Consider the following 12,014-nt stretch of genomic DNA (forward strand, 5'->3'; position numbering starts at 1 on the left):
CGCTGCCTAATTCCAGCGAACTAGGTTTTAGCTAAGCATCATGAGTGATGGCACTTGGCTCGTAGCCGGACTCGGGAATCCCGGGTCCGGCTACGCTGGCAATAGACACAATATCGGGCAGATGGTGCTCGATGAGCTGGCCAATCGGATCGGCTCGAAATTCAAAACCCACTCGTCACGCGCGCAAGTTGTTGAAGGACGCATGGGCGTCGGTGGTCCGCGTATCGTGCTGGCCAAGCCGATGGTGTTCATGAACCTTTCCGGTGGCCCGGTAGCTAACGCAGCGAAATTCTACGGAATCGACGTTGATCATCTGATCGTGGTGCACGATGAGATTGATATTCCTTTTGACACCATCAAGCTCAAGCGCGGCGGGGGAGAAGGCGGCCATAATGGCCTGCGGGATATCTCCAAGGCGATGGGATCCAAAGATTATCTGCGTGTTCGCGCTGGCGTTGGACGCCCGCCGGGACGCATGGATACCGCGAAGTGGGTCCTGCAGGATTTCTCCAAAACGGAGAAGCAGGATCTTCCGTTCTTGATTGATAACTGCGCCGATGCAGTTGAGCTGCTGATGAGTTCAGGGCTCGAAGCAGCGCAATCTAAATTTCATACCAACTGATTCTTGAATCGTTGCCAGGCAACGCGGCAAGAGTGAGTTATCAAGGATCGCGGGACGGCTCAGCCGGCTCACCGCGGTCCTTGAACCGTTAAATAGGCACCGTTTGAGGTGTTACTTACTAAGGCCAAACTTAGATGTGCATCTCGGTGCGGAGTGGAATAATTACCCAATGTACACCTTGCCTAATCCATCATTGACGCTAGATCCCCGTGGTGACAAGGCAACCCATGACAATTATTCGGAGGACCACGTGCAGACGATGACCGGTCAGCCAGACGCCCAGGTATCGCTCAGTGCCGTAGAGGTTCAGCGTATCAAGGCAGATTTCGAGATTCTGGAGCACCAAGTCAACGGTACCGACGTCGTGTACTTGGACTCAGGCGCCACCAGCCAGAAACCGCGTTACGTTTACGAAGCGGAACAGCACTTCTATGAGAACGCCAACGCCGCTGTGCACCGTGGCGCTCACACCCTGGCCGTCGAAGCGACCGAGATTTATGAAGAGGCCCGCGAGACCGTAGCCAAGTTCGTCGGTGCACGCACCAACGAACTGGTTTGGACCTCGAATGCCACCGAAGCGCTGAACCTGATCAGCTACTCGATTTCCAATGCGTCCTTGGGACGTGGCGGCGAAGCCGCCGAGCGTTTCCGCATTGGACCGGGCGATGAAATCCTCACCACCGAAATCGAGCACCACGCCAACCTGATCCCTTGGCAGGAACTGGCTTTTCGCACCGGAGCCACCTTGCGCTATGTGCCAGTGGGCGAAGACGGCGCACTGCGCTATGACCTGCTGGATGAACTGGTAACCGAGAAAACCAAGCTGGTAGCGTTCACCCACGTCTCCAACGTGCTCGGCACCATCACCGACACTCAGCGCTTTGTCGACGCAGCGCGCAAGGTTGGAGCCTTGACGGTGCTCGACGGCTGCCAGTCGGTGCCGCACCTGCCAGTGGACGTCAAAGCACTCGACGTTGATTTCATGGCCTTCTCCGGCCACAAGATGCTCGGCCCAACCGGCATCGGCGCCCTCTACGGCCGCGAAGAACTGCTCAACGCCATGCCGCCATTCCTCACTGGCGGATCAATGATCACCGTCGTGGATATGGAACACGCAGAATTCCTGCCAGCGCCGCAGCGCTTTGAGGCAGGGACCCAGCGCATTGCCCAGACCCACGGCCTGGCTACCGCAGTCAGCTACCTGCAGGAAATCGGCATGGACCGCATCGCGCAGTGGGAAGAACACCTCGGCGCAATGCTCTACGAAGGCCTGTCCCAGATTGAGGGCGTGCGCGTCTTCGGCCCGAGCGACGCCCGCCGTATCGGCACCGTGCCATTTGAAGTCATTGGAGTGCACCCGCACGATGTGGGCCAGTACCTCGATTCTCGTGGCATCGCCGTGCGCGTAGGCCACCACTGCGCCCAGCCGCTGCACCGGGCCTTGGGCGTCACTGCCACCACCCGAGCAAGCACCTATCTGTACAACACGGAAGACGACATCAAGGCGCTTCTCGAAGCCCTGGGTTCCGTGCGTGAATACTTTGGAGTCTAAGTGAACGAGTTAGATCAGCTATACCAACAGGTCATTCTGGACCACTCCAAGCGACGCATCGGCTCGCCGCTGGTGGACGTCACCGAGGGTCTCCTGCATGGCGAATCGCACCAGCATAACCCTATTTGCGGCGACCAGATCCGCGTCCGCGTCGAGTTGAATGACGATGACCATTTCGAAGCCATGAGCTGGGAAGGCGATGGCTGTTCCATCTCCATGGCCTCGGCATCGGTCCTGAGCGAAATGCTCCCAGAGATGACCAAGGACGAGTTCTTGGACAAGCTGGAGATCTTCCGCGAAATGATGCGTTCCAAGGGAACCTTCGAGCCTGATGAAGAAGTCCTGGAAGACGCAGCCGCCTTTGTCGGCGTCTCCAAGTTCCCGGCACGCGTCAAGTGCGCGATGCTCGCTTGGGTCGCCGCTGAAGCTGCGATGCTCGGCGCTAACAAGTAGTCGACAGGCAAAGACTGTGGCGCTTGTCCTCCTTTACGGAGGGCAAGCGCCACAGTCTTTTAATATCCGCTAGCTCGGTCGCTGCCTAGCTGTTGTTCTCATCCTGCTGATATACGTCGGGAATGCCGTCCTTGTCCTCATCGCGTGTCTCGCGCTCGTTGATCACCTTGTAGCGGCGGTTGCGGGGAACCAGCCACAGGGCACCCAGAATGGCTGCGATGAAGGACCCGCTGAGGATGGCCACCTTGGCGTGCTCATAATGCGGGGATTCCAGACCGAAGGACAACTCGGAAACCAGTAGCGAAACCGTGAAGCCGATGCCGGCAAGCAGTGTCACGCCCAGCAGGTCGCCCCACTGGGCGTCCTTGTCCAACGAAGCCTTGGTGAACTTGGTCAGCAACCAAGTGAACCCCAAGATGCCAATCGGCTTGCCGACGACCAGGCCCACAACGATGCCCCAGAAGACCGGATCGGCAAGGACATTGCCGCTGCCGGACTCCGAGGAAACCACCGTGACTCCGGCGGCGAAGAAGGCGAAGATCGGGATACAGAAACCTGAGGAGAGCGGGCGGAAACGATGCTCGAACTGTTCTGCCAAACCGGCACCTTCTCGCCCATCGGTGCGCTTGACCGGGACGCAGAAGCCCAAGACCACGCCGGCGATGGTGGCGTGGATGCCGGAGCCGAAGACGAAGATCCAGGTGATGATGCCCAGTGGCAACAAGATGACCCACGCGGCCCAGGCGTTCTTGGCGAAGAACTTGCCGAGGTAGCGGGCCAAGACCGTAAACAGGATGATCGGAATTAGGGAGAGACCCAAGTACGAAAGCTTGAGTTCATCGGTGAAGACAACAGCAATGATGACAATGGCAATCAGGTCATCGACCACCGCCAAAGTCAGCAGGAAAATGCGCAAAGCTGCAGGCAGAGCGGAACCGATCACCGCGAGCACAGCCACGGCGAAAGCAATGTCAGTGGCCGTGGGGATGGCCCAGCCACGCAGCAGTTCCGCGCCACCACCGGAACCGGCGGCAACGGCCATGAAGATCAATGCTGGGACCAGCACACCGCCAAAGGCTGCAGCCACCGGGACCGCAGCGGTTTTGACATTGCGCAGGTCGCCAATGACAAATTCTTTTTTCAGCTCAAGACCGGTGAGGAAGAAGAACACCGCGAGCAGCGCGTCAGCGGCCCAGTGGCCGATGGAAAGGTTCAGGTCAACGCCAAAGATCGTTGGACCAAAGTGGAAATCACGCAGCGCGAAATAGGATTCGCGCAGGGGAGTGTTGGCCCAGATCAAAGCCAGCAATGCACCGGCGATAAGCACCATGCCACCGACGGTTTCCTTGCGCAGGATATCTCCGATGCGCACTGACTCTTTATAGCTTGGGCGTGAAAACAGGTTCTTGCCGGAACCCGAAGACGGAGTTTGGCTCATGCGTTTAACTCGCTTACTTCGTTAAATGAATATTTCTCGCCGACCAGACTTCCCGGCACACCTATTTCCACCCTATCGCGATCAGTGCCGGGGACCACAAATCCCCGGATGTATTGCGAAAAACGCACATCCGGGGATCGAAGAAGTTCACTTAGCGAAGGCGGAAGAACCTACTTCGAGAGCCAAGCGTTGACCTGGGCAGCCTGCAGATTCAGCGCCTTGCCAATGTATGGCTCAGCCGCCGATGCCAGCTTGCCGCCGATGAAAGGAATCGAAGAAGAGACCTTGGCATCCACGGCAAGCTCCGAGACCTCGCCCTGGCCGGTCAGCTGCTCGGTTCCGCTAACAGTGACGGGAACACCGCCAACGGTGATCTGCACCGTCGCAGAACGGCTGCCGGAAGCATCCGGTGCGCTCCACTTCTCCACCTGGGTGATCTCGATGGAAGCACCCACGAACTTGCGCGCGATATCAGGAACGCGGTCGGTAGGCACCGCACGGACCGTCGTCAAAGTGAAAGCACCAGCGATATCGCCATCTACGGTGAATTCATTCAAAGTGCCGTTGGCGACTTTGGTCAGATGCTCGGCGAAGCCACGGTCGCTCAAGGTAGCGATGACCTGCTGGGCAGGGTGGCTGATCTGAGTGCTTGCATTCAATGCCATGAAAGCGGATCCCAATCTGGAAATTTGGCTGGCCGGGCAAGCAAAAAGAGCTGGCCCGGGGACGGACAGTATTAACCCTATCCGGTGCGATGTATTAGGTAGGCTAGAACTGCACTTAAAACAACATATTGGCGTTGAGCCGGCCGCGGAAAACATTTGCGGTCGGTGTTCGTGGTGTCGTTTCGCCCCAGAACTACCACTGGGCACACTGCTCCAAGCGCCTGCACGAGAGGATACGAAATCCCCATGAGCCTGAACGGACTTCATGACTTCCTGCGCGAGGAGTCATCCTTCCGCCGCATCCGTACGAGTGCAGCCAACAGCTTCTCCACGCGAAGCGAAGAACTGGAAATCGCGGCCCCGCAGGGCATGCGCGCAATCCTCTCGGCGCATATCAGCCAATCCCTGGACGATAGCAAGAATGAGGGTGTGACGCTGATCGTCACCGCCACCGGACGCGAGGCGGAAGAGGTTTCCAGCTCGCTGAGCGCATATCTGCCAGCAGAGCGGATTGCCGAGTTCCCTTCGTGGGAAACCCTGCCGCACGAACGCCTCTCGCCACGCAGTGATACCGTCGGCCGCCGACTCGAAGTCTTGCGCCGGCTCCACCAGCGCGATGACAGCCTCAGCGTCGTCATCGCACCGATCCGCGCCGTGCTCCAGCCGCTGGTGGCAGGCCTGGGCGAATTGCGTCCGGTGGCCCTGGAACTGGATGCCGAACCAGGCTTCGACCAGGTCATCAAGGACCTGGCCGCCGCGGCCTACGCCCGCGTGGATATGGTTACCCACCGCGGCGAATTCGCTGTGCGCGGTGGCATCATCGACGTGTTCCCGCCGACGCTCGACCACCCGGTACGCATTGATTTCTTCGGTGATCAGATCGATTCCATGCGCTACTTCGCCATCGCAGACCAGCGCTCCACCGATGACGCCGGACCGCAGAAAATCATTGCCACTCCCTGCCGTGAAATGCTGATCACCCCGCAGGTCATGAGCCGGGCGGCGAACCTGAAAAACCAATTCCCTGCAGCCCAGGAAATGCTCACCAAAATTGCCGGCGGCATCGCAGTGGAAGGCATGGAGTCCCTCGCGCCACTGCTGGTCGACAAGATGGTTCCCCTGCTCTCGCTGCTGCCGGAGTCCTCCATCGCCCTGGTGATGGAGCCTGAACGCGTTCGCGCCCGCGCCCAGGATCTGAACGCTACCAACGCCGAGTTCCTGGCCGCCGCCTGGGCTTCGGCCTCCGACGGAGCCACCGCTCCGCTGGACCTGAACACCGCGAACTCCGAGCGCAAGCTCGCCACCGGCGACTTCGCCTCATTGGCCGAAACCCTGGAGCATGCCAAGGCAGCCAAGGTCTCCTGGTGGGCGCTGACCGCCATGGGCGCGGATGAAGAACTGGATCTTGGTGCTTCGACCATCCGCATCCCGGCGCGCGAACCCCACGGCTACCAGGGCGATATCGAAGCGATGATGGAATTCATCGCCGGACGAGTCAAGGACGGATGGCGTTTTGTCGTTGCTACCGAAGGCCCTGGCCCGGCCCAGCGGCTCTCTGAACTCTTCGCGGAATTCAGCATCCCCGCGCATCGGGTCGAGAGCATCGACCAGGAGCCAACGCCGGGGCTGATCGAAATCACCCAGGCCACCGCCGGGCGTGGTTTCGTCTTTGAAGACCTCAAGCTCGGCTTGCTCACCGAAGCCGACCTGCTGGGCCGCTCCAGCGCGTACCCCAACCGCAAGGGCCGCAAGCTCACGGTCAAGCGCAAGCGCAACGCGGTTGATCCACTGAGCCTGCAGGCAGGGGACTTCATCGTCCACGAGCAGCACGGCATCGGCAAATTCGTGGAGCTGATGGCCCGCAAGGTCAACGGCTCGGGCAAGGACGCCAAGCGCGAATACCTTGTGGTGGAATACGCCTCATCCAAGCGCGGAGCGCCGGGGGACCGGCTCTTCGTCCCGATGGATCAGCTGCACATGGTCACGCGGTACGTGGGCGGCGAAGCCCCCACCCTGTCCAAGATGGGCGGCTCGGATTGGGCCAGCACCAAATCCAAGGCCCGAAAAGCGGTCAAGGAAATCGCAGGGGACCTGATCAAGCTGTACTCAGCACGCATGGCCAGCCGCGGCCACGCGTTCGGCCAGGACACTCCGTGGCAGAACGAGCTGGAAGAAGCCTTCGCGTTCATTGAAACTCCAGATCAGCTCACCGCGATCAATGAGGTGAAGTCCGATATGGAGAAGGAAATCCCGATGGACCGGTTGATTTCCGGCGACGTGGGCTTCGGCAAGACCGAAATTGCCGTGCGCGCTGCCTTCAAGGCGGTGCAGGATTCCCGGCAGGTGGCCGTGCTGGTGCCCACAACCTTGCTGGCTTCCCAGCACTACCAGACCTTCACCGAACGCTACTCCGGCTTCCCGGTCCGCGTGAAAACCCTGTCGCGTTTCCAGACCGCCAAGGAATCAAAGGAAATCATGGCCGGGCTGAAGGACGGCAGCGTGGATATCGTCATCGGCACCCACCGCCTGCTGTCCAAGAATGTCGAGTTCAAGAACCTGGGCCTGGTCATTATCGACGAGGAACAGCGCTTCGGTGTCGAGCACAAGGAAGAACTCAAGAAGATGCGCACCAACGTGGACGTGCTGGCCATGAGCGCCACCCCGATTCCGCGTACCTTGGAAATGTCATTGACCGGCATTCGCGAAACCTCCACCCTGGCAACACCGCCGGAAGAACGCCACCCTGTGCTCACCTACGTGGGCCCGCGCAGCGATAAGCAGATCTCCGCAGCTATCAAGCGCGAACTCATGCGTGACGGGCAGGTGTTCTTCGTGCACAACCGCGTGAGCTCCATCGAGCGCGTGGCCGCGGAACTGCGTGAACTCGTTCCGGAAGCCCGCGTGGAAGTCGCGCACGGCAAGATGAGCGAATCACGGCTGGAACGGATCATCCAGGACTTCTGGGAAAAGAAGTTCGACGTCCTGGTCTCCACAACGATCATCGAAACCGGTCTGGATATCTCCAATGCCAATACGCTGATTGTGGACCGGGCCAACAACTATGGCCTCTCCCAGCTGCACCAGCTGCGCGGACGCGTAGGCCGCGGGCGTGAACGCGCCTACGCCTACTTCCTCTGGGACGTGGAAAAGCCGCTGGGCGAGGTCGCCCTGGAGCGCCTGAAGGCAGTCGCCGCGCACAATGAACTGGGCTCGGGCTACCAGCTGGCGATGAAGGACCTGGAACTGCGCGGGGCGGGCAACCTGCTCGGCGGCGAACAGTCCGGCCACATTGCCGGCGTGGGCTTCGACCTCTACCTGCGCCTCGTGGGCGAAGCCGTGGCCGACTACAAGGGCGAAGGCGAAGAAGAAGCCACCGAGATGAAAATCGACCTGCCGGTCAACGCCCATCTGCCACATGATTATGTCCCCGGCGAGCGGCTGCGCCTGGAGGCCTACCGCAATATTGCCTCGGCGGAAACCAACGAGGCGCTCGCCGAAGTGCGCGAGGAGCTTGTGGACCGCTATGGCAAGCTTCCGCAGCCAGTGGAAAACCTGATGAGGGTTGCCGCTTTGCGTATCCGCGCCCGCGCTGTGGGGCTGCACGATATCCAGCAGATCGGCAACAACATCAAGCTGTCGCCGGCCAAGATCGAGGACCTGCCAGCCTCGCGCCAGGTGCGCCTGGAACGCCTCTACCCAGGGGCCGCGAACAAGCCGGCATTGAATTCGATATTCCTGCCCAAGCCCAAGACTTCGCCTATTGGCGGACGGGATCTGGCGGATGAAGAGATCCTCGAGTGGGCTGAAAAGCTGATCTACGCGATCTTCGAACCTACCCCGGCCACTGCTGCCAAGTAGCCGCCGAGACGCCTTAGCGTTGGGCTGCGCCCGGGGCCGACAGGTCCTGGGCGTAGGCCGTGAGGGCACGCCCATAGAGCTGGGTGGACGGAGCCAAGGCGGTCAGCGCGGTACGCACCGCGTCCGTGCTGCGGCCGGCATCCAGCAGGGCCAACGCCAAAAACCCTTGGGCGTCGGCATGCAAATTCGAGGTTGCCGGAATCTGCGTGAGAAGCTCAATGGCTTGCTCGCACTGCCCCAGATTGCGAAGGGTGCTGGCCAGCTGGATGAGCGCTTCTTCCCGTTTCTGGCCAGGCAGCCCGCCTGCCAGCGCTTGCTGGTAGGGCTTCACTGCGTGTTCTTCTTCGCCGAGGAAGTCATGGAGTGACGCGATTTCGAAGAGTACTCGCGGGTCCTGCGGATCAAGGCCATGAAGCAGTTCTGCAAGTTCCGCATGAAGCTGCGCAGCATTCTTCCCGGCGCTGGTATTCCAGAAGGTTTCTACGCGGTATTCCCAAGACTCATCCATAGCCCCAGTCTAGAGGCCCATCGACAGGGTCCTGGTACTGGGGTTAAACAAAAAGGTTGGGAAGCCCAAGTGGGCCTCCCAACCTTCTGAAATCTCAGCTACTTCAGGTTTGCAGCGCTGGCTGCAACCAGGTCCTCGGACTTTTCCGAGCGGCCCATCAGGTGCATCGGAATGGCAAAAGCCAGGAACATCAGCGCGAAGCCCGCCAGGGTTGGCCACCAGGCGTTGTCCAATTCCCAGTAGCCCAGGGTGTAGATGCCGGCTGCGAACATCACGAAGAAGATCACAAAATTGATGAGGTTGCCGACAAGGCGGCCTTCACCGGAATGGGCAGTGTTCTTGCCGTTCGAGTACACTTTTTCTCCTTGAGGAAACTGATAGGTGCGATGTCCTAGTAGCTGGAACCGCTTTGCTCTCCTTCTAGGATAGCAACTCCTGAGCTGGATCCCAGTCGGGTAGCACCGGCAGCAATCATGGCACGAGCGGTTTCAACGCTGCGCACGCCGCCGGAGGCCTTGACTCCCATATCCGGTCCGACAGTCTGGCGCATCAAAGCCACGTCTTCAACGGTGGCACCACCGGTGGAGAATCCGGTGGAGGTCTTCACGAAATCAGCGCCGGCAGCCTTCGCAGCCTCGCAGGCCAGGACCTTGGCTTCTTCGGTGAGCAGGCAGGTTTCGATGATGACCTTCAAGATCGCGCCGCCTTCATGGGCTGCCTGGGCGATGGCAAAGATCTCATTGACCAGGGAATCGCGGTCTCCGCGCAAAGCAGCGGCAATATCGATGACCATATCGATTTCATTGGCGCCGTCAGCCACCGCGTGCTTGGTCTCGAAGACCTTGGTGTCAGTGGCCGAGGTGCCCAGAGGGAATCCGATCACCGAGCAGGTCAAGACCTCGGAGCCTTCGAGCTCGCGAGCCACGGTGGAGACCCACAGCGGGTTGACGCAGACCGACTTGAATTCGTACTTCTTGGCCTCTTCGCAGATCTGGACAATCTGTTCCCGCGAAGCATTTGGAGCCAGCAGGGTGTGGTCAATGTAGCCAGCGATCTCGCGGGCGGTAAGTTCAGTCATCTTTTCCTCTAACAGTTAAGATCTCAAGCAGTTCAAATGAAAGTCTCGAAAGGGCAAGCCTAGTTGGCATTCAGGTAGGCTGCCAATTCCTTCTTGATGGCTTGCACCTGTTCGGTGGCTCGCGTCCGAGCTGCCCGAACGCCTTCCAGGCCGTCTACCGGTTCAATGGTTTCCAAGTAGCATTTGAGTTTTGGCTCCGTGCCGGAGGGGCGAACGATGACCCGCACACCGGAGAAGGTGTGCAGGATGATCGCGTTGGTGGCCGGGAGCTTTTCGGTTCCCACGGACAGGTCGGTGACCTCGGAAACCTCGGAACCGCCCAGCGTCTCGGGGGCCTGGTGGCGGAACTTGTCCATTAGCACTGGAATCTGGGCCAGATCGGTGAAGCGCAGCGAAAGCTGGTCGGTGACATGCACCCCGTGCTTGGCGGCCAGCTCATCGAGGCGGTGCGCCAAGGACCCTGATTCGGCCTTCAGCTGTGCGGCGAGGTCTGCCAAGACGATGCCGGCGGAAATCCCGTCCTTATCGCGGACCAGATCCGGGGCGACACAGTAACCCAGGGCCTCTTCGTAGCCGAAGCCCAGATCCTCGACACGGGAGATCCATTTGAAACCGGTCAACGTTTCCTCGTGCTCGCGTCCGGCATCCTTGGCAATGGCAGCCAGCATGCGGGAGGAGACGATCGAATTGGCCAGCTTCTTGCCTTCTGGCAGGTTCTTGGAAATCTGGTCGCCCAGCAGCCATCCCACTTCGTCGCCGCGCAGCATCCGCCACGTTCCGCCATCGAGGATGGCGGCGGCACAGCGGTCAGCGTCCGGGTCATTGGCGATGACCAGGTCAGCGTCCACCGTGCGTGCCAGTGCCAGCGACAGGTCGATGGCTCCGGGCTCTTCCGGGTTGGGGAATTTCACGGTGGGGAACAGCGGATCCGGCTGTTCCTGCTCGGCAACCATGTGGACGTCGCTGAATCCGGCGTTGAGCAATGCCTGCTTCATGGTGTGCCCGCCGACGCCGTGCATGGCTGAGACGACAACACGCAGGTTCTTGCGGGCTGCCTCCTGGCCCTGTGCTTCGGGGATCACCGGGGTGATGGCTGCCAGGTAGGCGGCCTCGATGTCGCCTGGGGCACCGGGTGCCGGCAGCACGTCCCAGCCTTCGGTGGCCCGCTGGATTTGGGCGACCGGTTGCTGGTGGTCGATGAGGGCAGCGATTTCAGCGTCGATGGGGGATACGATCTGCGCGCCGCGTCCCGAGTCGTCGGTGATGTGTCCGCCGACGTAGACCTTGTATCCGTTATCACGGGGAGGGTTGTGGCTGGCGGTGACCATGACTCCGGCCTCGGCCGAGAATTCGCGGACGGCCCAGGCCAGCACCGGGGTGGGCAGTGGCGAGGGCATCAGCAGGACCTCGAAGCCGGCGGCCGCGAAGATCCCTGCGGAATCTTCGGCGAAGACATCCGAGTTGAAGCGGGCATCGAAGCCGATGACGACCTTGGGGATGTACTGGCCGGCGGCCTTCTCAGCAAGGAAACGGGCGATGCCCGCCGCGGTGCGCATGACCACAACGCGGTTCATGCGCATCGGCCCGGCGCCGAGCTCGGCGCGCAGGCCCGCGGTGCCGAATTCCAGCACGCCGCTGAAGCGGTCGGCGATATCGTCAAAGGCCTGTGCGTCGCCTTCGGTGACCCGCTCGATGAGCCGTTGCAATTCGGCTTGGGTTTCCTGGTCTGGATCCTGGGCCGCCCATTTGCCAGCTGCATCAAGGAGCTGGATCTTTTGCGTGTGATTCACTGTTTTCCCTCTGAGAAGAACGCCGTTGATTCCCGGTACTGCGCCTCGGC

10 protein-coding genes are annotated in these 12,014 nt (G+C 60.5%); 4 read left to right on the top strand and 6 right to left on the bottom strand.

Annotated features, from left to right (window positions below):
- The first annotated feature begins 40 nt into the window (after window positions 1-40).
- The 3 genes from pth (at window position 41) to sufU (ending at window position 2,627) form a co-directional block, all read left to right on the top strand.
- A complete protein-coding gene (gene pth, locus D3791_RS12335) occupies window positions 41-622 on the top strand; it encodes an aminoacyl-tRNA hydrolase (protein WP_022874966.1) in 582 nt (193 codons plus the stop codon).
- A gap of 259 nt (window positions 623-881) precedes the next feature.
- Entirely contained in the window at window positions 882-2,174 is a 1,293-nt protein-coding gene (locus D3791_RS12340) for a SufS family cysteine desulfurase (protein ID WP_172512385.1), read from the top strand.
- Window positions 2,175-2,627, top strand: a complete 453-nt coding sequence (sufU, locus tag D3791_RS12345; protein ID WP_058255380.1) for a Fe-S cluster assembly sulfur transfer protein SufU — start codon at window positions 2,175-2,177, stop codon at window positions 2,625-2,627.
- A gap of 85 nt (window positions 2,628-2,712) precedes the next feature.
- On the opposite strand, the gene nhaA is transcribed toward sufU, so the two are convergent.
- On the bottom strand, window positions 2,713-4,065 hold the full coding sequence (nhaA, locus tag D3791_RS12350; RefSeq protein WP_172512386.1) for a Na+/H+ antiporter NhaA: 1,353 nt from the start codon (window positions 4,063-4,065) through the stop codon (window positions 2,713-2,715).
- 170 nt (window positions 4,066-4,235) lie between these two features.
- A complete protein-coding gene (locus tag D3791_RS12355; RefSeq protein ID WP_022874970.1) occupies window positions 4,236-4,730 on the bottom strand; it encodes a DUF2505 domain-containing protein in 495 nt (164 codons plus the stop codon).
- A gap of 246 nt (window positions 4,731-4,976) precedes the next feature.
- Here D3791_RS12355 and mfd point away from each other — a divergent pair, with 246 nt between their 5' ends.
- The gene (mfd, locus tag D3791_RS12360; RefSeq protein ID WP_172512387.1) at window positions 4,977-8,588 is read left to right on the top strand and encodes a transcription-repair coupling factor; all 3,612 of its coding nucleotides are present in this window, start codon (window positions 4,977-4,979) and stop codon (window positions 8,586-8,588) included.
- Window positions 8,589-8,601: 13 nt separating this feature from the next.
- On the opposite strand, the gene D3791_RS12365 is transcribed toward mfd, so the two are convergent.
- From D3791_RS12365 to D3791_RS12380, 4 genes are all read right to left on the bottom strand, one after another.
- Entirely contained in the window at window positions 8,602-9,096 is a 495-nt protein-coding gene (locus D3791_RS12365; RefSeq protein WP_022874972.1) for a tetratricopeptide repeat protein, read from the bottom strand.
- A 98-nt stretch (window positions 9,097-9,194) separates the two neighbouring features.
- Window positions 9,195-9,452, bottom strand: coding sequence for a hypothetical protein (locus tag D3791_RS12370; RefSeq protein ID WP_022874973.1), 258 nt, complete (start codon window positions 9,450-9,452; stop codon window positions 9,195-9,197).
- Window positions 9,453-9,487: 35 nt separating this feature from the next.
- Window positions 9,488-10,174: a deoxyribose-phosphate aldolase gene (gene deoC, locus D3791_RS12375; RefSeq protein ID WP_172512388.1), complete on the bottom strand. Its 687-nt coding sequence runs from the start codon at window positions 10,172-10,174 to the stop codon at window positions 9,488-9,490.
- 59 nt (window positions 10,175-10,233) lie between these two features.
- Window positions 10,234-11,964, bottom strand: a complete 1,731-nt coding sequence (locus tag D3791_RS12380; protein WP_172512389.1) for a phospho-sugar mutase — start codon at window positions 11,962-11,964, stop codon at window positions 10,234-10,236.
- Window positions 11,965-12,014 lie beyond the last annotated feature (50 nt).

Source organism: Glutamicibacter mishrai (assembly GCF_012221945.1).
In the GTDB taxonomy this organism is placed as follows: domain Bacteria; phylum Actinomycetota; class Actinomycetes; order Actinomycetales; family Micrococcaceae; genus Glutamicibacter; species Glutamicibacter mishrai.

Coding starts and splice junctions, on each gene's coding strand:
- D3791_RS12340 (WP_172512385.1), top strand. CDS start 882: ATGACCGGTCAGCCAGACGCCCAGGTATCGCTCAGTGCCGTAGAGGTT.
- pth (WP_022874966.1), top strand. CDS start 41: ATGAGTGATGGCACTTGGCTCGTAGCCGGACTCGGGAATCCCGGGTCC.
- deoC (WP_172512388.1), bottom strand. CDS start 10,174: ATGACTGAACTTACCGCCCGCGAGATCGCTGGCTACATTGACCACACC.
- D3791_RS12365 (WP_022874972.1), bottom strand. CDS start 9,096: ATGGATGAGTCTTGGGAATACCGCGTAGAAACCTTCTGGAATACCAGC.
- mfd (WP_172512387.1), top strand. CDS start 4,977: ATGAGCCTGAACGGACTTCATGACTTCCTGCGCGAGGAGTCATCCTTC.
- nhaA (WP_172512386.1), bottom strand. CDS start 4,065: ATGAGCCAAACTCCGTCTTCGGGTTCCGGCAAGAACCTGTTTTCACGC.
- D3791_RS12355 (WP_022874970.1), bottom strand. CDS start 4,730: ATGGCATTGAATGCAAGCACTCAGATCAGCCACCCTGCCCAGCAGGTC.